The sequence below is a fragment of the Rhodoferax sp. RT4P68 genome, from assembly GCF_056521305.1.
Map to the genome: position 1 here is coordinate 337,916 of NZ_JBWMBB010000007.1, position 25,604 is coordinate 363,519.

The window sequence follows — 25,604 nt, forward strand, 5'->3', positions numbered from 1 at the left end:
GAGCACGATGCAACAAACCAAGATCGAACACTACGGCGATGAGCTGTACCAGGCGCTGTTGAGCCGCACGCCTGTCGACCCGCTGACCGACCGCGAGCCGGGCATCACGATCGAAGACGCCTACCAGATCCAGCTGCGCATGATCCAGCGCCGCATCGACGCCGGCGAGACCGTGGTGGGCAAGAAGATCGGCGTGACCAGCCGCATCGTCATGGAGATGCTGGGCGTGGACCAGCCGGACTTCGGCCAGATGCTCTCGGGCATGGTGTTCAACGAGGGCGAGCCCATCGTGGCCGCCAGCATGATCGCGCCCAAGGCCGAAGCCGAGGTGGCCTTTCTGCTCAAGCGCGATCTGCAAGGCCCGGGCGTCACCGCGGTCGACGTGCTGCGTGCCACCGAATGCGTGATGCCCTGCTTCTAGATCGTCGACTCGCGCATCCGCGACTGGAAGATCAAGATCCAGGACACAGTGGCCGACAACGCCTCGTGCGGCGTGCTGACCCTGGGTGGGCAGCGCCGCAGCCCGCGCCAGCTTGACCTGGCCCTGGCCGGCATGGTGCTGGAGAAGAACGGCGAAATCATCAGCACCTCGACCGGCGCGTCGGTGCAGGGCTCGCCCGTCAACGCCGTGGCCTGGCTGGCCAACACGCTGGGCCGCCTGGGCATCGGGCTCAAGGCCGGCGAAATCATCCTGTCGGGCTCGCAGTCGCCACTGGTGCCGGTCAAGGCCGGTGACAACCTGGTCTGCAGCGTGGGCGGCCTGGGCGGCACGTCCGTCCGTTTCGTCTGAAGATCACAAGGAAATTGCAATGAGCACCCTCGACAAGAACACCGTCGCCAAGCTGGCCGAGCACCTGGAAAACGCCGAGCTGCAGGCCCACGACGTCACCAAGATCACCAACGATTTTCCCGACCTGGACTGGGAAGACTGCTATGACATCCAGGACGAGATCCGCCGGCGCAAGGAATCGCGTGGCCACAGGATCGTGGGCCTGAAGGCCGGCCTGACCTCGTTCGCCAAGATGAAGCAGATGGGTGTGACCAGCCCCGTGTTCGGCTTCGTGGCCGACTACATGGCCGTGCCCGATGGCGGCGAGATCCAGACCTCGGCGCTGATCCACCCCAAGGTCGAGGCCGAGATCTGCGTCGTCACCAAGGCGCCGCTCAAGGGCCCGGGCTGCCACCTGGCGGCTGTGATGGCCGCCGTTGACTTCGTCGTGCCGGCCGTGGAGATCATCGATTCGCGCTACCGCGAATTCAAGTTCGACCTCAAGAGCGTGATCGCCGACAACACCTCGTCCTCGCGTTTCGTGACCGGCGGGCTGATGCGCGATCTGGCCGACCTGGATTTGCGCACGCTGGGCGTGGTGCTCGAGAAGAACGGCGAGATCGTCAGCATGGCGGCCGGCGCTGCCGTGCTGGGCAACCCGCTGGCGGCCGTCGCGATGCTGGCCAATCACCTGGGCGCGCGCGGCCAGGAGATCCCGGCAGGCAGTTTCATCATGACCGGCGGCGTGACCGAAGCCATTGGCGTGGAAGCGGGCGACAACGTGTCGGTGCGGTTCCAGGACCTGGGCAGCGTCAGCATGCGCTTTGTGTGAGCCGAGGCCACGATGCCATTCGCTCAGATCTACATGCTCGAAGGCCGCACCGAAGAGCAGAAGCGCGCCGTGATCGAGAAGGTCACGCAGGCCCTGGTCGATGCCATCGACGCACCGCAACAGAACGTGCGCGTCTGGATCCATGAATTGCCCAAGGAGAACTGGGGCATCGCCGGCCAGACCGCCAAGAGCCTGGGCCGCTAGCAAGCCCTGACGCCAACGCGAAAGCGAATGCAAGGCGCCCATGCGAGGCGCCCGGGCGCAGCCCTGCCCGCACCCACACGAGACAAACCACGAGAGGCCGCCATGGCAGACCCCAAGCCCGAAAAAAAACAAGCCCCCAGCATCTTCTTGCAGGAAGAAGGCCAGATCAACATCGGCGGCATCGACGCGATCGTGCGCCTGACGCTGGACCAGGTGCGCACCGATGCACGCCGGGGCCTTTCGACCGGCATGTTCGTCAGCGGCTACCGGGGCTCCCCGGTCGGCATGCTGGACGCAGCGCTCATCAAGCAGCAAAAGGCGCTGCTGGCCAGCAACATCCACTTCGTCGATGGCCTGAACGAAGACCTGGCCGCCACCGCCGTGTGGGGCACGCAGATGCTGCACACCGTGGGCAAGCAAAAGTTCGACGGCGTCACCGGCCTGTGGTACGGCAAGGCCCCCGGCGTGGACCGCTCGGGCGATGCGCTCAAGCACGCCAACTACACCGGCATCGGCAAGAACGGCGGCGTGCTGGCCATTGCCGGCGACGACCCCAGCTGCAAGAGCAGCTCGCTGGCCAGCCAGTCCGAGCCCATGCTGATGCACGTGGGCATCCCCAGCCTGTACCCGGCCAATGTGCAGGAGATCCTGGACTACGGCCTGCACGGCTACCAGATGTCGCGCCTGTCCGGCCTGTGGGTGGGCATGAAGATCGTCACCAACGTGGCCGACGGCTCGGGCAGCGCCGACATCTCCCCCGGCCGCATGCACTTCGCCACCCCCGACCTCACGTTCGACGGCCAGGTGTTCACCCCCAACATGAACCTGGGCATGAACGTGCGCGCCCAGGCGCTGGAGATGGAGCAGTCGCTCTACACACGCCGCCTGGAAGTGGCCAAGCGCTACGTGGCGGCGAACAAGCTCAACCACGTCGTCTTCGAGAACCCCGACGCCTGGCTGGGCATCATCACCGCCGGCAAGACCTACAACGATCTGCGCCAGTCCTTCCTGGAACTCGGCCTGGACGACGCCGCCCTGCGGCGCTGCGGCATCCGCATCCTGAAGATGGGCATGCTGTTCCCGATGGAGCCCACTGTCGTGCGCGACTTCGCGCGGGGCCTGGAGGAGATCTTCGTCATCGAAGAGAAGCGCCCCTTCCTGGAGATGTTCGCCAAGAACGTGCTCTACGGCATGGCCAACGCCCCGCGCATCGTCGGCAAGTTCGACGAGCACGAGAAAGAGCTGCTGCCGCACTACGGCGAGTTCGAGTCCGACATCATCGGCCGCGCGCTCACCGCCCGCCTGTCGCAAAAGGCCCGCATCGAATCGGCCGAATCCTGGCTGCGCCGCCTGGACGAAGTGCACGCGCGCGGCAAGCTCACCGAGACCACCACCCGCACCGCCTGGTTCTGCTCGGGCTGCCCGCACAACAGCTCGACCCAGGCGCCCGATGGCGCGATCGTCTCCGCCGGCATCGGCTGCCACACCATGGCCATGTGGATGGACCGCAACGTGGTGATGGGCACCCACATGGGCGCCGGGGGCGCGCAGTGGATCGGCATGGCGCCGTTCACCGACACCCCGCACATCTTCCAGAACATGGGCGACGGCACCTACGCCCACTCCGGCAGCCTGGCCATCCGCTACGCCGCCGCCAACAACAGCAACATCACCTTCAAGCTGCTGCGCAACGCCCACACCTCCATGACCGGTGGCCAGGCCATCATGGGCGCCCACCCCGTCGCCGCCATGGTGGCCGACCTGCTGGCCAATGGCGTCAAGAAGGTCATCGTCACCACCGACGACCTGGGGCCGTACAAGGACCTCAGCCTGCCCGGCGGCACCGAAGCTTGGCACCGCGACCGGCTGGACGAAGCCCAGCGCCTCTTGGCCGCCACCCCCGGCACCACCGTGCTGCTGCACGACCAGGAATGCGCAGCCGAGCTGCGCCGCGCCCGCAGCCGGGGCAAGGCCGAGGAACCGGTCGAGGTCACCGTGATCAACGAGCGCGTCTGCGAGGGCTGCGGCGACTGCGGCGAGAAGAGCAACTGCATGAGCGTGGAGCCGGTGCCCACCGAGTTCGGCCGCAAGACCCGCATCCACCAAAGCTCGTGCAACAAGGACTTCAGCTGCGTCAAGGGCTTCTGCCCGTCCTTCCTGACCATCACGCCCAACCCCGAGCCCAGCGCCGACGGCAAGAAAAAGAAGAAGGGCCGCATCCCGGCGCTGGACCGGGCGCTGCCCGACCCGGTGTTCAAGATCGACGCCAGCTTCGGCTTCTCGGTGCACATCATGGGCATCGGCGGCACCGGTTCGGTGACGGTCACCGCCACCATCGCGGCGGCCGCGCGGCTGGAAGGCAAGCACGTGATGGGGCTGGACCAGACCGGCCTGGCACAAAAGGGCGGCGCGGTGATCTCCGACATCAAGGTCACCAACGCCCCGTTCGACGGCTCCAACAAGGTCAGCGACGGGCGCAGCGACCTGTACCTGGGCTTCGACATCCTGAACGCCACCGACCCCAAGAACCTGGACAAGTGCCACCCCGAGCGCACCATCGCGGTGGTCTCCACCACCCAGACCCCCACTGGCCAGATGGTGGCCGACCGCCATGTGCTGTTCCCCGCCCCGCGCGTGCTGACCGCCGGCATCGACCGCGTGACGCGCAAGGCCGACAACGTGTTCCTGGACGGCCAGGCGCTGGCCGAGGGCTTGTTCGCCGACGCCATGGCCACCAACACCTTCATGGTAGGCGTGGCCTACCAGGCCGGCACCATCCCGCTGAAGGCCGCGTCCATCGAGACGGCCATCAAGAACGCCGGCGTGGGTGTGGAGATGGGCATTGCTGCGTTCCGCTGGGGCCGCATGGCCGTGGTGGACCTGAGCTTCGTGCAGGCCGAGATCGCCAAGGCCAAGGGCACGGCCAGCGTGCAGGCGCCGCTGACCGCCGAGGCGAGCGCCATCGTGGACAGCGTGGCGGCCACGGGCGAGCTCAAGCGGCTGCTGCAGGTGCGCGTGCCCGAGCTGATCGCGTTCCAGGACGCCGCCTACGCGCGCCGCTACGCCAGCCAGGTGCAGCGCGTGATGGCGGCCGAGAAGAAGGCCACCCCGGGGTCCAGCGCGCTGGCCGAGGCCACCGCGCGCTATCTGTACAAGCTGATGGCCTACAAGGACGAGTACGAGGTGGCCCGGCTGCACAGCGACCCGGCTTTCCTGGCCCAGCTCGATGCGCAGTTCCCCATGGCTACACGGTGCAATACAACCTGGCGCCGCCCAGCATCGCCAAGAAGGACCCGGTGACGGGCCATCTGGTCAAGCAGAAGTTCGGGCCGTGGATGCGCAGCGCGTTCGCGTGGCTGACGCGCCTGAAGGGCCTGCGCGGCGGGGCGCTGGATGTGTTCGGCAAGACGGCCGAGCGCCAGCAGGAGCGCCAACTCATCGCCGACTACGAACGCATGCTGGACGACGTGCTGACGCGGCTCGACGCGGGCAACCACGCCGCAGCCGTGGCGCTGGCCAGCGTGCCGGACGAGATCCGTGGCTACGGCCATGTGAAGGAAAAGAGCATGGCCCAGGCCGAAGTGCTGCGCGCGCAGCGGCTGCAGGCATTCCGCGCACCGCCGGCGCCGCGCGCCGGTGCCACTGGCGTTGCACAGCCGGCGCCACAGGCCGAGCGCCAGCCGGCATGACCCCCGGGGGCGCAAGCCCCCACGACAAACCGATGGAGACACTGATATGTTGAACACACGCTTTTGCACCTGGATGGGTGCCTTGTTGAGCGCATCGCTGCTGGCGATGCCCGCATGGGCCAAGGATTTCCGCCTGGGCCTGATCACGCCACCGACGCAGAGCTGGACGCTGGCGGCCAACGACTTCGCCGCCGAGCTGAAGACCGCTTCGGGCGGCAAGCACTCGGTGACCGTATTCCCCTCGGCCCAACTGGGCAACGAGGCGCAGATGCTGCAGCAGATGCAGACCGGCGCGCTGGACATGGCCTTCATGACCATGGCCGAGCTGTCCAACCGGGTGCCCAACTTCGGCGCCTGGTACGCGCCCTATCTGGTCAAGGACATCGCACAGGCCGGCGCACTGCTGCGCACGCCCGAGGCGAAGAAGATGCTGGAGGTGCTGCCCAAGGCCGTCGGCGTGGTCGGCATCGGCTACGGCATGGCGGGCATGCGCCAGATCCTCAGCCGCGGCGAGGTCAAGACCGCCGCCGACCTGAAGGGCAAGAAGCTGCGCATCACGCCCTTCGAACCCATCAAGGATTTCTACAACGCGTTGGGCGCCGCCGCCACGCCCATGCCCGTCTCGGCCGTGTTCGACGCGCTGGCCAATGGGCAGGTGGATGCCGTCGACATGGACCTGGAGGTGATCTGGGAGCTCAAGCTCTACCAGAACGTGAGCACCATCCTGTTGAGCAAGCACATGATGTTCCCGATGGTGGGAGTGGTTTCGGCGCGGGTCTGGGCCACGCTCACCCCCGAAGAGCGCAAGCTCGTCACCGAGACCATGGCCAAGCACATCGACCGCATCATCGACTCCAACATCGCCAAGGAGGCGGCCTGGGACAAGCAGGTGCGTGGCAGCGGCAAGGTGATCAAGGATGTGGGCCCGGAGTTTTTCAAGGACGGCATCGCGCAGTGGGAGAAGACCTGGCTGGCCAAGGCCCCGGCGCTGAAGGACCTGAAGGCCGCAGCCGCCGCGCTGCCTGCAGCCAAGTAAGCCCTGCCATGCAAAGCTTCGAGGAGAGCGAACGTGCTGCAGCGCTTGTCTGACCGCTGGGCGCGGCTGGAGCTGGCGTTGGCGGGAGTGCTGGCGTTGGTGGTGACGCTGCTGATCATGTTCAACGTGGTCACGCGGGCCATGAACAAGGCGGTGTTCTGGATCGACGAGGCCGCCATCTTCTGCATGATCTGGATGGTCTTTTTGGCCACTGCGGTCTTGATCAAGCGCCGCGCTGCGGTTTCGGTGACGGTGCTGGTGGACTTTTTCCCGGCTGGGCTGCGGCGCGTGGTCGGCATCTTCATCGACTGGTGCGTGCTGCTGTTCGGCGTGGTGCTGCTGGTGCTGTGCTGGAACTGGTTCGACCCTGCGGCACTGATCCGCCTGGGCGGCGACCTGGAGGCGTTCAGCGGCGAGACCATGAACTTCATCTACCAGGAAAAGCCCAACACGGTGACCATCATGAAGTTCTGGGTCTGGCTGGTGGTGCCGTTGTTCGCGGCTTCGGTCGTGCTGCACATGGCGGCCAACATCACGGCTGACCCGCTGGCCCGCCATATGGACAAGCACAACGAAGGGGCCACGCCATGATGACCATGCTGGTGTTCCTGGGCCTGTTGATGCTGCAGGTGCCCATTGCCATCGTGCTCGGCCTGACGGCGATGTTCTACATCTGGCACGCCGACAACCTGGTGCTGTTCGCCTCGTTCGGGCAGCAGTTGTTCGGCTCGCTGGAGTCCTACGGACTGCTGGCCATCCCGCTGTTCATCCTGGCCGGCGAGTTGATGAACGAGGGCGGCCTGACGCGCCGGCTGATCAACTTCGCGCGCGTGTTCCTTGGGGGGTTTCGCGGCGGGCTGGCCTACATCAACCTGATGGCCAACATGATGATGGCGGCCATCATGGGCTCGGCGGTGGCGCAGATCGCCATCATGTCCTCGGCCATGGTGCCGGAGATGGAGAAGGAGGGCTACGACAAGGCCTACTCCACCGCCATCACCGCTGCGGCCGGGCTGATGGGGCCGATCATCCCGCCGTCCATGCTGTTCGTGATCTTCGGTGTGCTGGCACAGGTGTCGATCGGCGACATGTTCGTGGCCGGCATCGTGCCCGGTGTGCTGATGGGCTTGTCGTTCTTCCTGATCGTGGCCTGGGTGGGTTGGCGCAACCCGTATCCGAAGGGCCGCTGGATGTCGAGCGGCGAGGCCGTGCAGGCGGTGGTGCAGGCGATCCCGGCGCTGATGGTGCCGGCAGTGATCATCGGCGGCATCCTGAGCGGGCTGGCCACGCCGACCGAGTCGGCGGCGCTGGCCTCGGTGGTGGCCCTGCTGGTGGGCGGGTTCTTCTACCGCGAGCTGCGGTGGAGCCAGCTGCCCGCGCTGCTGGGTCGCTGCGCCATCAACACCGGGCTGGTCACCTTCCTGATCGCGGCGGCCGGCGTGTTCGGTTGGGTCATCACGTTCGAGCGCGTGCCACAGCTTGTGGCCGACTGGATCTCGGCCAGCACCTCCAGTCCCTTCATGTTCATGATGCTGGTCATGGGCATGCTGCTGGTGGTGGGCATGCTGATCGACGGCATTGCCGCGCTGATTCTGGTGGTGCCCATCCTGCTGCCGATTGCCACCGGGCAGTTCGGCATCAGCCCGTTCCACTTCGGTGTGGTGGTGTGCCTGAACCTGGTGCTGGGGCTGCTGACGCCGCCGGTGGGCACCGGCCTGTTCGTGGCCTCGGCCATGACCGGGGTGCCGCCGATGCGCATCTTCCGCGCACTGGCGCCCTTCCTGCTGGCGGTGCTGCTGCTGCTGGTGTTGCTGTGCTACGAGGGCCGGCTCATCACAGCGCTGCTGTGAGCCTGCCCGCTTTTTTGACGGAGACCCCATGAACGCACTGAACGGCTACGACTTCGAAGACCTCACGGTTGGCATGCAGGCCAGCTTTGCCAAGACCATCACGGAGGCGGACATCATCCTGTTCGCCGGCGCCTCGGGCGACAACAACGCGATGCACATCAACGAGGAGTTCGCGCAGACCACGGCCTTCAAGGGCCGCATCGCACACGGCATGCTGACGGCCAGCGTGATCTCGGCGGCGATTGCCGGGCGCCTGCCCGGGCCGGGCACCGTCTACCTGGGGCAGAACCTGCGCTTCAAGGCGCCGGTGCGCCCGGGTGACACGGTGCAGGCGACGGTGACCGTCAAGGAGCTGTCGGCCGAGAAGCGGCGCGTGACACTGACCACCGTCTGCACCGTGGCCGGCAAGGTGGTGGTCGATGGCGATGCGCTGGTGATGCCCACCACGCGCGCGCTGGGCTGACACACCGGCTCACAGGAGATGCACATGGAATGGCAGAACATCCAGGTCCGTACCGAGGCCGGGCGCGTGGGCGTGGTCACCTTGCACCGGCCGCAGGCGCTCAATGCATTGAACGATGCGCTGATGGACGAGTTGGGCGCGGCGCTGCGCGCGTTCGACGCCGACCCGGCCATCGGCTGCATGGTGCTGACGGGTAGCGAGAAGGCATTTGCGGCCGGCGCCGACATCGCGGCCATGGCCCGGTACAGCTTCGCCGATGTGTACCGGGGCGACTACATCACCCGCAACTGGGAAGACATCCGCGGCATCCGCAAGCCGGTGATCGCCGCCGTCAGCGGCTTTGCGCTGGGGGGAGGGTGTGAGCTGGCGATGATGTGCGACTTCATCATCGCGGCCGACAACGCCCGGTTCGGCCAGCCCGAGATCAAGCTCGGCGTGATCCCCGGCGCGGGCGGCACGCAGCGCCTGCCGCGCGCAGTGGGCAAGGCCAAGGCCATGGACATGGCGCTGACGGGCCGCATGGTGGACGCCACCGAAGCCGAGCGCGCGGGCCTGGTCAGCCGCGTGGTGCCGCTGGCGCAACTGATGGACGAAGCGCTGGGCGCGGCGCTGTCGATTTGCGACCACTCGCAGATCGCTGTGATGGCGGCCAAGGAATCGGTGAACCGCGCGTTCGAAAGCGGCCTGTCCGATGGCGTGATGTTCGAGCGCCGCTTGTTCCACGGGCTGTTCGCGACCGAGGACCAAAAGGAGGGCATGGAGGCGTTCCTGGCCAAGCGCAAGGCGGTGTTTCAGCATCGCTGAGGGCGGTGGGATCGGGACCGCGCCGGTTCCCGTGCGGACGAGGCCCCGTGACAATGGCGGTGTGGGGGCTGCCATGCGGATCGCTGCGCCCATCCTCACGTTGACCCGCGCCCCAATCTTCGTCCACCACCATGACCCTGAACGCCTCCCCCGCACACATCGCCGCACTGGCCCCGACCGGCCGCCTGCGCGCCGCCATCAACCTGGGCAACCCCATCCTGGCCGGCACCGGGCCGGACGGCGCGCCCCAGGGCGTCTCCATCGACCTGGCCCGCCGCTTCGCCGAGCTGCTCGGTCTGCCGCTGGACCTGGTCGTGTTCGATGCCGCCGGCAAGTCGGTCGACGCCGTCACGCGCGAGGAGGCGGATGTCGGCTTCTTCGCCGTCGACCCGGTGCGCGGCGCCGGCATTGCGTTCACTGCGCCCTATGTGCTGATCGAAGGCGCCTACCTGGTGCGCGAGGATTCGCCGCTGCAGGACAACGCCGAGGTCGATGCCGCCGGCCGCAGCGTGGTCGTCGGCAAGGGCAGCGCCTACGACTTGCACTTGACGCGCGAGCTGAAGGCCGCGCAGATCCTGCGCGCGCCGACCTCGCCGGCCGTGGTGGACTTCTTCGTCGCCGAGAACGCCGACGTGGCGGCCGGCGTGAAACAGCAGCTGCAGGCGGATGCAGCGCGCATCCCCGGCCTGCGCCTGCTGCCGGGCCGCTTCATGGTGATCCAGCAGGCCATGGGCCTGCCCAAGGGCCGCGGCGGCGAGGCCACGCAGCTGCTGGCGGCGTTTGTGGAAGAGGCCAAGGCGAGCGGCTTCGTGGCCCAGGCGCTGCAGCGCCATGGGATCGAAGGCGCGTCCGTCGCGCCTGCGGCCTGAGCGACGCGCCGGCACTGATCACCCCGGCGGGTGGTGACACAGTGTCCCGCTGCCGGGACATCGCCGCCCCGTCCTGAGCCGCCAGAGGGCCTCGCCCCCTCTGGCCGCGTGCACGGAACGGCCCTTGCTTTGACAGCCTGGTCCATGACCTCGCCCCAACGCACGCCGCCGCCCATGACCACTGCCGAACTCGACCTTCTGCCCCGGCTCGAACTGGGCGACCGCACGCTGTCTGTCAGCGCTCCGGGCCGCCTGCACCTGGGTTTCCTGGACCCTTCCGGCTCGCTGGGCCGTGCCTTCGGCAGCCTGGGCCTGGTGATCGACGGCTTCACGACCGAGCTGGAACTGGCGGCGTCCGCCACCGACGTGCTGACGGCCGACACGCCCGCCGGCGTGGCGGAACTGGGCCGCGCCGCAGCGCATCTGGCCGTGCTGCGCCAACGCAGCGGCTGCCATGCACCGTTGGCGTTGCGGCTGCGTCGCGCGTTGCCGGCGCATGTGGGGCTGGGCTCGGGCACGCAGATCGCATCGGCGATCGGCCGCGCCTTTGCGCAATGGCACGGGCTGGACCTGGACACGGCCACGCTGGCGCACTGGCTCGGTCGCGGCCTGCGCTCCGGCGTCGGCATTGCAGGCTTCGACCACGGCGGGCTGCTGCTCGATGGTGGCCCGGGCTGTGACGGGTTGCCGGCACCGCTGCTCTCGCGCATCGCGTTCCCTTGGGAATGGCGCGTCATCGTCGTGCAGGACCCGGCCCACCAGGGCTTGTCCGGCAGCGCGGAACGACAGGCCATCGCCGCCCTGGCGCCGTTTCCGCAGGCCGCTGCGGCCGAGATCTGCCACCAGGTGCTGATGCGCGTGCTGCCCGGCGCCGCGCGGGCCGAATTCGCCCCGTTTGCCGCCGGCATCCAGCGCATGCAGCGCCTGCTCGGCGAGCACTTCGCGCCGGCGCAGGGGGGGCTGTACACCAGTGCCGCCGTCGCCCGGCTGATGGGCGCGTTCGGCGATGCCGAGCGCCGGCATGAAGCCGCCCTCGGCCAAAGCTCCTGGGGCCCCACGGCGTTTGCCATCGTGCCCTCGCAGGGCCGCGCCGAGATGCTGGTCGATGCCGCACGGGCCGCCGGGCATTGCGACCCGCGGCTCGAACTACGCATCGTCAGCGGGCGCAACGGCGGCGCGCTGGTGCGCGACCGCGGCGCCGTGCCGCCCAGGCGCTGACATCGCGCTGCGCCCGATTGTTCACCCGTCACCACCCTTGCAGCCAACCCCACCCACGCAGGCCCCCATGGAACGTCCCCGCATCCTCCACATGTTCACCCCCGGCCGCCAGATGAGCCCGTTCGACATCAACATGGCGGCAGACGCCGGCTACCAGATCGTCGTGCCCTACTGCGAGGTGGGCCTGGACCAGATCACCGGCCTGACGCAGGACACCATCTTCTCGCGCGGCCCCAAAGGCGTGGCGCGCACCGGCATCTTCATCGGCGGGCGCGACGTGCAGCTGGCCGCCGACATGCTGGAGCGCGCCCGCACCTCCATGGTCAAGCCGTTCGTGGTCTCACTGATGGCCGACCCGAGCGGTGCCTTCACCACGGCCGCCGCCATGGTGGCCTGCGTCGAGGCAGCGCTGCAACGCCACCACGCGCACGGCCTGCAGGGCCAGCGCGTGGTGATTCTGGGCGGCACCGGGCCGGTGGGCCGCGTGGCCGCCGTCATCGCAGCGCAGGCCGGTGCCGAGGTGTACCTGTCCAGCCGCAACGGCATCGACGCGGCGCAGCAGGCGGCCGACGAGACCGGCAAGCGCTTCGGCGTGCCGTTGCACGGCCTGTCGGGCGGTGACCCCGACGCCGTGCGCCGTTCGATCGCCGATGCCGACGTGCTGCTGGCCTGCGCGGCCGCTGGGGTGCAGGTGGTCACGCGCGAAGCGCTGGGCGCCGCCGTGCGGCTGAAGGTGGCGGCCGATGTGAACGCGGTGCCGCCCGAAGGCATTGCCGGTGTCGGCGTCATGGACGATGCCAAGCCGCTGGCCGGCACGCAGGCCGTGGGCATCGGCGCGCTGGCCGTGGGCAACGTGAAGTACCAGACGCAACACCGGCTGCTGGTGCAAATGTGCGAGGCCGAGAAGGCGCAGGTGCTGGGCTTTGCCGAGGCCTTCGCCGTGGCGCGCGCCTTCCTCGTCGAGCAGGCAGCCAAGAACGGCTGAGCGTCCACCCGACATGCCCACCATCGCCGTTGCCGCCATCTCGGCGCGCGCCATGGCCGAGGCGGCGGCCAGCGAGGGCCTGCGCGTCGTGGCGCTCGACCTGTTCGGTGACGTCGACACGCGGCGCGCCGCCCAGCACTGGCTGCCCATCGGCACACCTGCCGACCTGCAGATCGACCCGCAGCGGGTGCTGTCGGCGCTGCGGCTGCTGGCCCTGCAGGGCACGTCGACCGTGCCGGTGTGCGGCTGGATCGCCGGCAGCGGCTTCGAGGGCGACGCTGACCTGCTGGAGGCGGGCGCCGCCGTGTTGCCCCTGATCGGTACCGCGCCCGCGGCGGTGCGGCGGCTGCGTGATCCGGCGCAGTTCTTTGGCTTTCTCGCAGCGAATGGCCTGCCGCATCCGCCCGTGCGCATGCAGCCGCCGGCAGAGCCCGCCGGCTGGCTGCTGAAGGACGCGCATGGCTGCGGCGGCTGGCATGTGCGGCGTGCGCCCCCGCTTGCCGATGCCCCTGCGCCCGCACACCACTACTACCAGCGCGAGATGGCGGGGCGGCCGATGTCGGCCACCTTCATCGCCAACCGCCGCGATGTGCAGGTGCTGGGCTTCAACGTGCAGAGCGTGCGCCCCGTCGGCAACCGGCCGTACGTGTTTGGCGGCCTCATTGGCCCGGTGCCCGTGGCGCCCGACATGGCGCGCCGCGTGAGCGACATCGCGCGCGCCCTGACGCGCGAGTTCGGCCTGCGCGGCCTGGCCAGCCTGGACTTCATGGTCGACGGCGACACCATTGGCGTGCTCGAAGTCAACCCCCGCCCGCCGGCCAGCCTGAGCCTGTATGGCAGCACCGCCGGCGCGCCCGGCGTCATGCGTGCCCACCTGCGCGCCTGCCTGCAGGGTGAGCTGCCGCCGCCACGACCGGTACCTGCGCCGCAGGTCGAAGGCATGGAGATCGTCTATGCCCGCCAGCCGATGGAGCTGGACGCGGCCACGGCCCAACGCCTGGCCGCATGGCCCGGCATCCGCGATCTGCCGGACGCCGGCCAGCGCTTCGGCGTCGACGACCCTGTGTGCACCCTGACCGCCCGTGGCAGCGATCCTGACGAGGTGCGTGCGCGCCTGCGCCAAGGCCGCGAGCAGCTGCTGCAACTCCTGGAGACCACCGCATGCGTGACGCATCACTGATTGGCCACCCCACAGCGCTGAGCGTCAACCGGCTGGCCCGCCCGCTGGTCGAGCGGCTGCTGGCCGACGCCGCAGCGCTCGGCCTGCAGGTGCGCCGTGACGACAGCGGCGCCTGCATCGTCGATGCCGGCATCGCCACACCCGGCAGCGTGGCCGCCGGCCTGCTGATCGGCGAGATCTGCATGGGCGGGCTGGGCCATGTCGGCTTGCGCAGCGGCGCGGGTAACGAAGGGTGGCCGACCTGGCTGGACGTGCGCAGTTCGCAGCCGGTGCTGGCGTGTCTGGCCAGCCAATATGCAGGCTGGAGCCTGGCGGCGACCAAGGAGGAGACCGGCGGCAAGAAGTTCTTCTCGCTCGGCTCGGGCCCGGCACGCGCGCTGGCGGTCAAGGAGCCGCTCTTTGCCGAACTGGGCTACCGCGACCAGGCGCCATGCGGCGTGCTGGTGCTGGAGGTCGACCGCGCGCCGCCCAAAGTCGTCATCGACAAGCTGCTGCGCGACTGCGGCCTGGCCGGCGAGGCGCTGACCTTGATCCTGACCCCCACCACCAGCCCGGCCGGCACCACGCAGGTGGTCGCGCGCGTGCTCGAAGTGGCGCTGCACAAGGCACACGAGCTCGGCTTTGCGCTGGCCGATATTGTCGAGGGTGCGGCCACGGCGCCGCTGCCTGCGCCCAGCGCCGACGGGGTGCAGGCCATGGGACGCACCAACGACGCCATCCTCTACGGCGGCCGTGTGCACCTGACGGTGCGTGGCGACGATGCGGCGGCCCGCGAACTGGCGCGGGCGCTGCCCTCGCACAACTCGCGCGACCACGGCCGCTCGTTCGCCGAGATCTTCCAGGAGGCGGGGTACGACTTCTACAAGATCGACGGCGCGCTGTTCGCCCCTGCCGAGGTGTGGGTCAGCAACCTGGCCAGCGGCAACACCTGGCACGCCGGCGCGCCTGACATGGCGCTGCTGCAGCGGCTGTGGATGGCGCAGGCATGAGCGCTGCGCCGGGCCGCCCCAAGCAAGCTTGCACCGCAGCCGAAGGCGAAGCGTGCCCAGTGAGACGCGATCGCCACACCCACACGGCAGTGCCCGGCACAGAGGAGCGCCCATGACCCTGCGCGTGGCCCTCATGACCGACGAGATCGGCTGGCACACGCGCCAGCTGCAGGCCGCCTTGCGCGCGCGCGGCGCGGTCGGGCGCTGTGTCGACCTGGCGCACTGCAGCATCGACACCAGCGCTGCGTGGCATGGCCTGGTCATTCCCGGGTACGGCCGCGCACTGCCCGATGCGGTGCTGGTGCGCGGCATCGCCAGCGGCAGCTTCGAGCAGGTCACCAAGCGGCTGGGCGTGCTGCATGCGCTGCGTGAGCTGGGCGTGCCGGTCTACAACGATGCGCGCGCCATCGAGCGCTCGGTCGACAAGTCGATGACCAGCCTGTTGTTGCACGCCGCCGGCATTCCCGCACCGCCCACCTGGGCCACCGAATCGGTGGCGCAGGCGCGGCGCATCGCCATGCGCGAAGTCGCCGCCGGCCACGCGCTGGTGATCAAGCCCTTGTTCGGCTCGCAGGGCAAGGACCTGCAGCTCGTGGGCGAGGTCGACGGCACGCACCATCCTCTGCCCGACATCGATGCGCGCTACGCCGGCCTGGCCTATCTGCAGCGCTTCGTGCCGCCGATGGGCGCGCCTGGCTTCGACTGGCGCGTGCTGGTGGTGGGCGGGCGTGCTGTCACGGCGATGCGGCGCGTCAGCACGCACTGGATCCACAACGTCGCGCAGGGTGCACGCTGCGAGCCGGCCGCGCTGGCGCCGGCCCTGGCGCAGACGGCCGAGGCGGCGGCGCAGGCGCTGGACATGGACTACGCGGGCGTGGACCTCATCGCCGCTGCCAGCGGGCCGAAGATCCAGGTGCTCGAAGTCAACGGCGTGGCGGCCTGGCAGGGCCTGCAGCGCGTGACGGGCTTCAACATCGCGCGTGCCATCGTCGATGACCTGCTCGACCGCAAGCTGGCGCAGGCGCGTGACGTGGCGCGATGGCGGCATGTGCCGCAACGGCGCGCGTGATGTCCGCTGCTCCGGATCGCGAAGACGCCATCTCCCGCGCGCAAGCCTGCTTCCTGCACGCCTGCTGGCTCGACGTGGCCGTGCGCAAGCCGGGCAATGTGTCGATGGCCTCGCCGGGCCACGGCATGCAGGCCGCGATGTTCCTGGCCAGCGCGCAGGCTGCGGCCGGCCCGCTGTTCACGCCCGGGCTGCGCGTGGGCGCGCGCATCGAGGCCGCCGTCGAGGCCACCTGGGCCGCAGCAGGCTGCAACACCAACCTGGGCATCGTGCTGCTGTGCGCGCCGATCGCCATGGCGGTGGAGCGTGAGCCCCAGGCCACCAGCCCCGCCGCGCTGCAAGCCGCCGTGCAAGCTGTGCTGGCCGAGCTGAACCTGGACGACACGCGCGCAGCCTACCGCGCCATCGCGCGCGCGCAGCCCGGTGGCCTGGGCACGGCGCCGGCCGAGGATGTGCACGCCGCACCCACGCTCGGCCTGCGTGCCGCCATGGCCCTGGCCGCAGACCGCGACCTGATCGCCCGCCAGTACGCGGGTGGCTTCGCCGAGCTGTTTGCGCTGGCCTGCGCGCAGCCGCTGCCCTGGTCTGCCGACCGCTTTCGGCCGGCCGTCGCCGGGCAGGCGCCCGACGCGGCCACTGTGGCCGCCGTGCAACGGCTCTACCTGGGCTGGCTGGCCGGATTTTCCGATTCACACATTGTTCGAAAACACGGCGAGCCCGTGGCACACACTGTCATGACGGCGGCGCAGGCCTGGCAGGCCCGTGCCCAGGCCGGCGCCGTGCTCGATGACGACCCCGGTTTCTCTGCATGGGACGAATCCCTCAAGGCCGCTGGCGTCAACCCCGGTACCAGCGCCGATGCCACGGTGGCAGCGCTGCTGCTGGGGGGCTGGATGGCCGGTTGCGAGCCGCCCGCGCGCCATGCTGCAGATGGATGGCACGGATCGTGATATCGATGATGTTGCGCTGGTCGCATCGACCGGTGTCGTTCTGATCCCAATCACCCTGAAGTTCCAAGAGGAGACACGAAACCATGGCAAAAATCGATCGACTGATGGTGGGCGAATCGCTCGTCGGCGATGGCAACGAAGTGGCCCATATCGACCTGATCATCGGCCCGCGCGGCAGCGCTGCCGAGTCCGCTTTCGCCAACGCGTTGACGAACAACAAGGATGGCTTCACCTCGCTGCTGGCCGTCGTCGCGCCCAACCTGCTGACCAAACCGGCCACGGTCATGTTCAACAAGGTCACCATCAAGGGTGCCAAGCAGGCCGTGCAGATGTTCGGTCCGGCGCAGCGCGGCGTGGCCATGGCGGTGGCCGACAGCGTCGAAGACGGCACCATCCCCATGGCCGAGGCCGACAACCTGTTCATCTGCGTCGGCGTGTTCATCCACTGGCTGGCCGACGACGACAAGAAGATCCAGGACTACAACTACCAGGCCACGCGCGAGTCGATCCAGCGCGCCGTGGCCGGCCTGCCGACGGCGGCCCAGGTGGTGGAGCAAAAGGGCACCGCAGCGCACCCGTTCGCCGCGCACCTCTGAGTCAGGCAACAGGCCGGCGCGCGCACCGTGCCGGCCTGGCGCCGCCGCCCCGCCGTGTGCGGAAAGCGGCGGTGTTCAGTGCTTGGCGGGCACCATGCCGCTGGCCAGAAAGTTCAACACCGTCGCGCTGTGGCCGGCGGCAGGCGCACGCTGCACCGGCGCGTGCCGTTCGATCTGCACGCCCACGGCCTGCACATCGTCGAACTTGTTCGGTTTGACGACTTTCACGCGCACCCAGCTGGCGCCAAACTCCTCGATCAACAGCCCGGCAATCGCCTCGGCGAACGCTTCCAGCAACTGCAGACGGTGTTCCCGCAGCAGCCGCAACAGCCGCTCGCGCACGAGGGCGTAGTCGATCGTGTCGCCGATGCGGTCGGTGTCGCAGGCGCGTGCGCGCGGCACGCCGGCATGCACGTCGATCACCAGTGGCTGCGCGTGGTGCAGTTCGGTCTCGTGGATGCCGATCACCGTCTGGCCGCGCAAGCCTTCGATGAAGATCAGATCCAGCGGCGCAGGGGCCTGGCGATCGGTGTTCGGCGCGGATGCAGCATCTGCGCGGGCGGGGGGAGGGTGCGGGCTGGCGTACAAGGGGCGTCTCCGGGAATCGAAATATGTTTGAAAGTGTTTCCTGCCGCAGGCGAGCCCGTTGCAGCAGGACGCATGACCGCAAAATGCGGGCCAGAGACCGGCCCTGCGCCAGCCCGGCCCGCGCTCGGTGTTTGTACCTGCGCACGGGGCGTGCCGCTGCCACCACAATGGCCGGCCAAGAGACAAGACAGAGCGCCGGAGAACGCAACATGACATTGACGCTGAGGCAGGGCGACCGACACGCAGACCGCGTGCTCGACGTGGTGCGGCGTGGCTTTCACGAAGAGGGCAACGATCTGGTCACGCGCTCGTGGAGCCGTTGCCTGAACCAGTACCAGCTCGACCCGGGGCGCCCGCGCGAACCGGTCGTGGTCGCGGCATCGGCCCTGCAAAGCCGGCGCGCCCAATATGCCGACGTCATCGAATGCGCACGCTACGAGATGACGACGCTCTACCAGCAGCTGGCCGATGCCGAATCGGCCGTGGTGCTGACCGACACCGATGGCGTCATCGTGCACATGGTCTCCTCGCCCGCATTCGCGGCCGAGACCGAGCCCATGGGCCTGCGCCCCGGCGGCAAGTGGGGCGAGGCCGAGGCCGGCACCAACGGCATGGGCACCTGCCTGGCGGCCGCGCACCCGATCTCGGTGCGGCGCGAGGAGCATTTCTTCAGCCATTTCACGCAGCTCACCTGCTCGGCGGTGCCGGTGTTCGACCCCACCGGGGCGATCATCGCCGTGCTGGACGTGACCAGCCGTTCCAGCCTGATGCAGCAGCACGTGCTGGTGCTGCTGGGCATGACGGCGCGCATGATCGAGAACCGGCTGATCGACAAGCGCTTCTCCAGCGCCTATCCGCTGCACTTCCACAGCCGCCCCGAGTTCGTCTACACGCTGCACGAGGGCAAGCTGGCGGTCGGCGACGACGGGCGCATCCTCGCGGCCAACCGCAGCGCGTTGTTCCAGCTCGGCCTGCACTCGGTGGAGGAGATCCGCACGCAGCGCATCGACGATCTGTTCCAGACCTCGCTCGAAGACATCGTGCAGCGCAGCCTGTCGTCATCGTTCCATCCGGTCGTGGCCTACCGGGCCAATGCGGCGCTGCGTTTCTTCGCGGTGGCGCGGCGCCCGGCGTGTGATGCCGCCGTGGCCACGCGCCCGCGCGGTGCGCTGCCGGCGCCGCACCTGGCAGAGGCGAGCGCTGTCGATGCCGGCCGCGCCCGCCCGGTGGTCGCGCACGCCGTCGGCGTTCGCACCTTCAAGGACGCGCGTCTGGTCGCGCACCTGGACACCGCGCGCCGCGTGGTGGCCCGCCGCACGCCGGTGCTGCTGTGCGGTGAGACCGGCTCGGGCAAAGAGGTGTTCGCGCGCGCCATCCACGAGAGCAGCCCCCACGCCGATGGCGCGTTCGTCGCCGTCAACTGCGCCAGCCTGCCCGAGACGCTGATCGAATCCGAACTCTTTGGCTACAAGGCCGGTGCCTTCACCGGTGCGCAGCGCAACGGGCGACGCGGCAAGATCCTGCAGGCCGACGGCGGCACGCTGTTCCTCGACGAGATCGCCGACATGCCGCTGGAGCTGCAAGCCCGGTTGCTGCGGGTGCTGGACGAGCGCCAGGTCACGCCGCTGGGTAGCGAGGAAACCCACCCGGTGGACTTCCAGCTCATCAGCGCCAGCCACCAGCACCTGCCCAGCCTGGTGCGCCAGGGCCGCTTTCGCGAAGACCTGTACTACCGGCTGGCCGGCATCGAACTCGATCTGCCGGCGCTGCGGGATCGCAGCGACAAGCGCGAGCTGATCCACGATGTGATGAAGGACGAAGGCGGCAGCGATTGCCGGCTGGGCGAGGAGGCCGAGCGTCTGCTGATGGCTTACGCATGGCCGGGCAACCTGCGCCAGTTGCGCCATGTGCTGCGCAGCGCGGCTGCGTTGTCGGACGGCAAGACCATCACGCGCGAGCACCTGCCTTCGCTGGTTGCGCGGCCGGCACCTGCGGGCGCACCGGCCCATGCCCCGGCGTCCGAGCCAGCCGCCGGCCAGTCGGACGCGGCCGCCGCCATCCTGCACCTCAACCCGATCCAGGCCAACGAGCGGCAGGTGTTGCTGCAGATGCTCGAGCAGCACCGGTGGAACGTGAGCAACGTGGCCAAGGCGCTCGATGTCAGCCGCAACACCTTGTACCGAAAGCTCCACAAGCTGCACATCGAGATCACTGCGCCCGAATGAGCGGGCAGGCGCGCCAGGCATGACGAAGGGCGCGCCGGCCGGCACAGGTGGTCACGACCCGCGTGGCGCGGCGCTGGCGGCTGGGGCCGACGGGCCGGCATCGCCACCGCGCTCGCGGCTGGCCTGGTGCATCACCGGCTCGGGGCATTTCCTGGAGGAGTCGCTGGCCATCGCCGCACGTTTGCCGATGGTCGATCTGTTCCTTTCGGCCGCTGCCGAGGAAGTGCTGCCGATCTACAAGCGGGAGATCGACGCGCTGAAGCAGCGCTTTCGCGTCTTTCGCGACAAGACCGCCAGCGGCGTTCCGGTCGGCATGCTGTACGACGACATCTACCACACGGTGGTGGTCGCGCCGGCCACCAGCAACACGGTGGCCAAGTGCGCGTTCGGCATCAGCGACTCGCTGCCGACCAACATGTTCGCCCAGGCCGGCAAGCTCGGCATTCCTGGCATCGTGTTTGCATGTGACACCGAGCCGGTGGTGGTGACCAAGTCGCCACACGACTGGGTCACGCTGCGGCCGCGGCGCATCGAGCTGGACAACGTGCAGCGGCTGCGCAGCATCGACTTCTGCCAGGTGGTCTGCTCGCCGGCCGAACTGGAAACTGCACTGGACACGCGCCTGAAGGAACTCTCACTGAAATGAAACGACCCCCACGCTCCCCCGCTTCGCGCGGTCCGCTGCCCCCCAAGGGGGCCGAGCCCGGACACGCAAGGTCCAGTGAACCTTGCGTGCCTGGCGAGGGGCAGGGGCGCAAGCCCCTGCGCGGCCTGCAAGGCCGTCAGCGGCTTCGGGCGGCCGGGCGCTGCTGACATGGAACACATCGTCTTCCTGACCGGGCGCCTCGCACAGGCCGGCCTCACGCGGGTGCTGGCCGGCATCGAGGCGGCGCCGTTCACATGGGAGGTGCGCGAGATCGGCTTGCAGGTGGCGGGGCTGATGACGACCGACATGATCCGCCGCCGCGTCGCGGCCCCGGTGGTCAGTCCAGGCGCGGGCGATGCGCTGCGGCGCGCCGACCGCATCCTGGTGCCGGGCCGCTGCCGTGGCGATGTCGCGGCGCTGAGCCAGCATTACGGCGTGCCGGTGGAGCGTGGCCCCGAGGAACTGAAAGACCTGCCGCGCCATTTCAACCGTGGCGCGCGGGCGGTCGACCTCGCCGACTACCGGGTCACCATCTTTGCCGAGATTGTCGACGCGCCGCGCTTGTCGGTGGCACAGATTCTTGAGCGCGCGCAGGCGTACGTGGCCGATGGCGCCAACGTCATTGACCTGGGTTGCCTGCCGGCGACACCGTTCGGCCACCTGGCCGAAAGCGTGCAGGCGCTGAAGGCTGCGGGCCTGCAGGTCAGCGTCGATTCGAGCGACCCGCAAGAGCTGCTGCAAGGTGGCCGGGCTGGTGCCGACTATCTGCTGAGCCTCACGCTCGACACGCTGTGGATCGCCGACGAAGTGGCGGCCACGCCGGTGCTGATCCCGCGCGTGCCGGCCGACGAGGCCTCGCTCTACGCCGCAGTCGAGCAGATGCAGCGGCGCGGCCGGGCCTTCCTGGCCGATACGATCCTGGACCCGATCCCGTTCGGGCTGACGGCATCCATCGTGCGCTACCACCGGCTGCGCGAACGCTTTCCCGATGCGCCCATCATGCTGGGCGTGGGCAACCTGACGGAACTCACCGAGGCCGACACCAGCGGCATCAATGCCGTGCTGTTCGGCATGGCTGCCGAGCTGAACGTGGCGGCGGTGCTGACCACCCAGGTCAGCCAGCATGCGCGGCGCGCGGTGGCCGAGGCCGACTGGGCGCGCCGCATCATGCATGCCGCTGTGCGCGACGGGGCGCTGCCCAAGGGCTTGTCCGATGCGCTGATGACGGTGCACGCCAAGCACCCGTTTCCCGACACGCCGGAGGAGATCGACGAGGTCGCCGCGCAGGTGCGCGACCCGAACTTTCGCGTGCAGGTTTCGCCGCGCGGCCTGCACGTGTACAACCGCGACGGCCTGCGGCTGGGGCAGGGCGCCTTCGAGCTGTGGCCGCAGTTGGGGCTGCAGCACGACGCAAGCCATGCGTTCTACATGGGGGTCGAGTTGGCGCGGGCCGAGATCGCCTGGCAGCTCGGCAAACGCTACGTGCAGGACCAGCCGCTGGACTGGGGCTGCGCGGCGCCACGCGCGGCCGAAGACCTGGCCCGCTGGTGCGCGCCGGGCACGACGATGGCGACCGCCGCAAGCGACGCGGCCCTCGCCGCCACCAGCCCCACCGTACCCACGCCATGAACGACCAGATCTTCGAAGCCGTCGTCACGACGGTTGCCGCCGATGGCCGGCCGCATGTGGCGCCGATGGGCGTGCGCTACCGGGCGGACGGCATCGTGCTGATGCCGTTCAAGCCCTCGACCACGCACGACAACATCGTCGCCACCGGCCATGCGGTGCTCAACCTGATCGTCGACACCCGTGTGTTCGCCGGCTGCGTGACCGGGCGCAAGCAGTGGCCGGTGCTGCCGGCCGAACGCATCGCCGGCGTGCGGCTGGCCTGTGCCGTGCGCCATGTGGAACTGGTGCTGGCCGAACGGCACGACGACGCGCAGCGCCCGGTGCTGCGCATGATCGCCATGCACGACATCACGCACGCGCCGTTTCCCGGCTTCAACCGGGCGCAGGCCGCCGTGGTCGAGGGCGCCGTGCTGGTCAGCCGCCTGCACATGCTTGCCCCTGAGAAAGTGGATACCGAAATGCGCTACCTGCAAATTGCCATCGACAAGACCGCCGGCCCCGAGGAACACGAGGCCTGGGCCTGGCTGCGTGCTGCCATCGCGCAGCACCGTGCAGCCTGTGCGCAGGCGACGGAGCGCACTCCATGACCCGCATGCTCGTCTCCGTCCGCACGGTGGAGGAGGCCTTGCTCGCGGCGCGCGGCGGCGCCGATTTCATCGACTTGAAGGAGCCCGGCGAAGGTGCGCTGGGCGGCCTGCCGGTGGCGACCATCGTCGCCATCGTGGGCGCGCTGCGCATGCACGGCATCGGCCTGCCGGTGAGCGCCACGATTGGCGATGTGCCGATGCAGGCGCTCGGCCGCATCCGCGCCCAGGTGGAAGCGGTGGGGGCCTGCGGCGTCGACTACGTGAAGGTCGGCATCGAGCGCCGCCCAGAAGCCTTTGCGGTGCTCGACGCGCTGGCGGTGTGCCAGCGCCCGGTGGTGCCGGTGTTCATCGCCGACCATGGGCTCGACGCGGCGCTCACCGCCCATGCCTGTGCGCTGGGCTTTCCGGGGCTGATGGTCGACACCGCCGACAAGCTGGCCGGCAGCCTGTTCGACGCGGTGGCGATGTCGGATGTGCGCGCCTTCCTGGCCCAGGTGCGCGGCGCTGGCCGGCTGGCAGGTTTGGCAGGTGCGCTGCGGCTGGCGCACGTGCCGCTGCTGCGCCAGCTGGCCCCGGATTTCGCGGGTTTTCGCAGCGCGGTGTGTGTCGCCGACCGCGCAACGGCGCTGTGCCCGCAGCGCTTGGCGCAACTGGGGGCGCTGCTGCACGCCCAGGTGGTGGCGCCCTCGCGTGAGGCGCCAACGCCGGTCGCCGGGGCGCACTGATGTGGATGTGGCGGCGGGCGCACGGCCTCTTTCATCTCTGAGATCGATGTCGCGCGCGCAATCATTGATGCAGCCGGGATGGCTGGACGTCAGTGTGCAAGCGAGGTCCTATGGTGCTGAAGCGCCATGCCCAGGGGGATGGACTTTCGATTTCACGAGCCGAACTGGCGCAACAGCGCGAGCTGCACATCCGCGTTCAACAGTGTCCAGGAGTCGCCTTGGTCTTGCGGAAGTGCGAGCCACCGATTCCTGCTGGAATCTGTGTTGTTGAAGATCTGGGCAGGCGCATCAGCTTCGATGGATCGATTGTTGAAGCTGACAGCCTCCAGTCGACCGCTTGGTCGCTGAACGAAAATCTGGCCTTTCGCCACGATCTGGCAGGTTTCCAGGGTAATTGGTGTGTACCAACCACCGTCTGTCGAGAGGCACTTGTCTGGCCTCAAGGCGTTGTGCACCCGACCTGCAAAATCGATCCACCATTGTTGCTCGACGGCGCCATTGCAATTCAGTGCAGCGCGACCTCCGAGCGTCGGATTTGCGGTGCTTGCATTTTCGACAAGCAGACAAAATCCATTGCTTTGAAGCGCAAGGCTAGCGGTGAGCGGTTGAATGACACGCCCCAGGCCGTCCAGCAGTCCCATCGCAACAGACAGTTCCCTGAGCCTTGTCACTGCTGCAGCATCAGCGCCTGGGTTTTTGAGATCTGGATGGCGTATCACATGCGCATTCAGCAACAGCGCATTGTTCCGCCGTTCAAGCCACCTCATGGCCCAGGCCTGCGATCCGGCGGATAGTGTGCTGAGGTCATCCCTCCATTGCCACAAGACCTGTTGTTGTGCGACGGTAAGCCCCATGCCATCGGTCTTCGTGGCCAGCACTGCGTCAAGCTGCGCCAGTTCGAGATTTCGCAGTGCGGACATTCCCTTGGCTTGCCCCACATCGACCAGCGCAGGAAGAGGCGTGACCGGTGCGGCAATCGCTTGATCCGCCAACGTGCTGCTGACCCCGGCCGCTGAGCGGCAAATCAATGCCGCATGGACAGGATTTCGACTGGCGGCGATGTTCGCATGAAACTTGCGCGGCGGATCCGATGGCGATGTTTCGGTCAGGGCCAGTCGCATCGCCGGACCATTGGCGAAGCTGATCTCCAGCCAACATGCCGCCCCACTCGCAGCAGGTGATGGCAAACCATCGTACACGACACCCCAGTTCCCGAAAAACCCCGGGTAGATGAGATTCAGTGACGGCGTGCTCGTGTGATAACCCCCAAGAAGCGTGACGACAGGTACGCCAACGGCACTGGGCCTGGGCGCACTGAACGCCGGCGCAAGTGAGGTTCGATCCACCCACTCACCCGTGGCAGAATTCCATCCACGCCAGCCACTGGCGAACGACACATCTGGCACCGCGCGTGGCCCGCCAGACCGAGCTGTGTTCAAGTAGTTTTGAATGCGTTGAGCCGAGTAGCCTGTGTGATGGGTGTACTGGGAAAACTCAGACGCCGGCCTACCGCCTGACATTGCATCGGCGTTGAAGTTGTAGACGCCAGCGAAATTGAAAGGATAGAAAACACTTGGCGAATTTTCAGGGTCGTGTCCCATTCCGTGGTGTAGGTCCACAGCCCGGACAGAGCTGAGATGCACGGTACTCAGCGCGCCACAGCGGGCAGCCGAGTGGGCGCAGTTTCGCTCAGGGTCTGCAAGC

Annotated in this window: 22 protein-coding genes and 2 pseudogenes; 22 read left to right on the plus strand and 2 right to left on the minus strand. The window is 68.6% G+C overall.

Translation table 11 applies throughout. The features are described 5' to 3' along the window. Positions 1-7: 7 nt before the first annotated feature. The 17 genes and pseudogenes from dmpE (at position 8) to fae (ending at position 17,500) form a co-directional block, all read left to right on the plus strand. Positions 8-790 (plus strand): annotated as a pseudogene (dmpE, locus tag AC099J_RS17490) (2-oxopent-4-enoate hydratase). 19 nt (positions 791-809) lie between these two features. Continuing rightward, on the plus strand, positions 810-1,601 hold the full coding sequence (gene dmpH, locus AC099J_RS17495) for a 2-oxo-3-hexenedioate decarboxylase (protein ID WP_479616551.1): 792 nt from the start codon (positions 810-812) through the stop codon (positions 1,599-1,601). A gap of 12 nt (positions 1,602-1,613) precedes the next feature. Further along, positions 1,614-1,805, plus strand: a complete 192-nt coding sequence (locus tag AC099J_RS17500; RefSeq protein WP_326537199.1) for a 2-hydroxymuconate tautomerase — start codon at positions 1,614-1,616, stop codon at positions 1,803-1,805. Positions 1,806-1,907: 102 nt separating this feature from the next. Next, positions 1,908-5,494: pseudogene (locus AC099J_RS17505) on the plus strand (indolepyruvate ferredoxin oxidoreductase family protein). A 46-nt stretch (positions 5,495-5,540) separates the two neighbouring features. Continuing rightward, positions 5,541-6,530 carry a TRAP transporter substrate-binding protein gene (locus tag AC099J_RS17510; protein WP_479616552.1) on the plus strand — a complete coding sequence of 330 codons (990 nt, stop codon included), beginning with the start codon at positions 5,541-5,543 and terminating at the stop codon, positions 6,528-6,530. Positions 6,531-6,563: 33 nt separating this feature from the next. Beyond that, positions 6,564-7,121, plus strand: a complete 558-nt coding sequence (locus AC099J_RS17515; RefSeq protein ID WP_479616553.1) for a TRAP transporter small permease — start codon at positions 6,564-6,566, stop codon at positions 7,119-7,121. Further along, on the plus strand, positions 7,118-8,380 hold the full coding sequence (locus AC099J_RS17520; protein ID WP_479616554.1) for a TRAP transporter large permease: 1,263 nt from the start codon (positions 7,118-7,120) through the stop codon (positions 8,378-8,380). Before AC099J_RS17515 ends, AC099J_RS17520 begins: the two co-directional genes overlap by 4 nt. Positions 8,381-8,408: 28 nt before the next feature. Beyond that, positions 8,409-8,843 (plus strand): MaoC family dehydratase, encoded by a 435-nt coding sequence (locus tag AC099J_RS17525; protein ID WP_479616555.1) that lies wholly within the window; start codon positions 8,409-8,411, stop codon positions 8,841-8,843. A gap of 24 nt (positions 8,844-8,867) precedes the next feature. Beyond that, positions 8,868-9,647 (plus strand): enoyl-CoA hydratase, encoded by a 780-nt coding sequence (locus AC099J_RS17530; RefSeq protein ID WP_479616556.1) that lies wholly within the window; start codon positions 8,868-8,870, stop codon positions 9,645-9,647. Positions 9,648-9,778: 131 nt separating this feature from the next. Beyond that, a complete protein-coding gene (locus AC099J_RS17535) occupies positions 9,779-10,516 on the plus strand; it encodes an ABC transporter substrate-binding protein (protein ID WP_479616557.1) in 738 nt (245 codons plus the stop codon). 144 nt (positions 10,517-10,660) lie between these two features. Then, positions 10,661-11,734, plus strand: coding sequence for a beta-ribofuranosylaminobenzene 5'-phosphate synthase family protein (locus AC099J_RS17540; protein ID WP_479616558.1), 1,074 nt, complete (start codon positions 10,661-10,663; stop codon positions 11,732-11,734). A 67-nt stretch (positions 11,735-11,801) separates the two neighbouring features. Further along, positions 11,802-12,719: an NAD(P)-dependent methylenetetrahydromethanopterin dehydrogenase gene (locus AC099J_RS17545; RefSeq protein ID WP_479616559.1), complete on the plus strand. Its 918-nt coding sequence runs from the start codon at positions 11,802-11,804 to the stop codon at positions 12,717-12,719. Between the two features lie 13 nt (positions 12,720-12,732). Beyond that, positions 12,733-13,899 carry an ATP-grasp domain-containing protein gene (locus AC099J_RS17550; RefSeq protein ID WP_479616560.1) on the plus strand — a complete coding sequence of 389 codons (1,167 nt, stop codon included), beginning with the start codon at positions 12,733-12,735 and terminating at the stop codon, positions 13,897-13,899. Continuing rightward, positions 13,881-14,888 carry a methenyltetrahydromethanopterin cyclohydrolase gene (mch, locus tag AC099J_RS17555; protein ID WP_479616561.1) on the plus strand — a complete coding sequence of 336 codons (1,008 nt, stop codon included), beginning with the start codon at positions 13,881-13,883 and terminating at the stop codon, positions 14,886-14,888. Before AC099J_RS17550 ends, mch begins: the two co-directional genes overlap by 19 nt. 112 nt (positions 14,889-15,000) lie before the next feature. After that, a complete protein-coding gene (locus tag AC099J_RS17560) occupies positions 15,001-15,957 on the plus strand; it encodes an ATP-grasp domain-containing protein (protein WP_479616562.1) in 957 nt (318 codons plus the stop codon). Next, positions 15,957-16,904: a triphosphoribosyl-dephospho-CoA synthase gene (locus AC099J_RS17565; protein ID WP_479616563.1), complete on the plus strand. Its 948-nt coding sequence runs from the start codon at positions 15,957-15,959 to the stop codon at positions 16,902-16,904. Before AC099J_RS17560 ends, AC099J_RS17565 begins: the two co-directional genes overlap by 1 nt. Before the next feature lie 83 nt (positions 16,905-16,987). Further along, on the plus strand, positions 16,988-17,500 hold the full coding sequence (gene fae, locus AC099J_RS17570) for a formaldehyde-activating enzyme (protein ID WP_479616564.1): 513 nt from the start codon (positions 16,988-16,990) through the stop codon (positions 17,498-17,500). A 75-nt stretch (positions 17,501-17,575) separates the two neighbouring features. Here the strand turns inward: fae and AC099J_RS17575 are convergent, their stop codons facing one another. Continuing rightward, complete coding sequence (locus AC099J_RS17575) at positions 17,576-18,007, minus strand: dihydroneopterin aldolase (protein WP_479616579.1); 432 nt, start codon at positions 18,005-18,007, stop codon at positions 17,576-17,578. 290 nt (positions 18,008-18,297) lie between these two features. Here AC099J_RS17575 and AC099J_RS17580 point away from each other — a divergent pair, with 290 nt between their 5' ends. From AC099J_RS17580 to AC099J_RS17600, 5 genes are all read left to right on the plus strand, one after another. Then, positions 18,298-20,313, plus strand: coding sequence for a sigma-54-dependent Fis family transcriptional regulator (locus AC099J_RS17580; protein ID WP_479616565.1), 2,016 nt, complete (start codon positions 18,298-18,300; stop codon positions 20,311-20,313). A gap of 19 nt (positions 20,314-20,332) precedes the next feature. Next, positions 20,333-20,959: a flavoprotein gene (locus AC099J_RS17585; RefSeq protein WP_479616566.1), complete on the plus strand. Its 627-nt coding sequence runs from the start codon at positions 20,333-20,335 to the stop codon at positions 20,957-20,959. 168 nt (positions 20,960-21,127) lie between these two features. Beyond that, complete coding sequence (locus AC099J_RS17590) at positions 21,128-22,588, plus strand: DUF6513 domain-containing protein (RefSeq protein ID WP_479616567.1); 1,461 nt, start codon at positions 21,128-21,130, stop codon at positions 22,586-22,588. Further along, entirely contained in the window at positions 22,585-23,175 is a 591-nt protein-coding gene (locus AC099J_RS17595; RefSeq protein WP_479616568.1) for a DUF447 domain-containing protein, read from the plus strand. The genes AC099J_RS17590 and AC099J_RS17595 overlap by 4 nt, the downstream gene beginning before the upstream one ends. Next, complete coding sequence (locus tag AC099J_RS17600; protein ID WP_479616569.1) at positions 23,172-23,900, plus strand: (5-formylfuran-3-yl)methyl phosphate synthase; 729 nt, start codon at positions 23,172-23,174, stop codon at positions 23,898-23,900. The genes AC099J_RS17595 and AC099J_RS17600 overlap by 4 nt, the downstream gene beginning before the upstream one ends. A 152-nt stretch (positions 23,901-24,052) precedes the next feature. Here AC099J_RS17600 and AC099J_RS17605 read toward each other — a convergent pair whose 3' ends face one another. Next, on the minus strand, positions 24,053-25,501 hold the full coding sequence (locus AC099J_RS17605) for a TagA domain-containing protein (protein WP_479616570.1): 1,449 nt from the start codon (positions 25,499-25,501) through the stop codon (positions 24,053-24,055). Between the last annotated feature and the right edge of the window lie 103 nt (positions 25,502-25,604).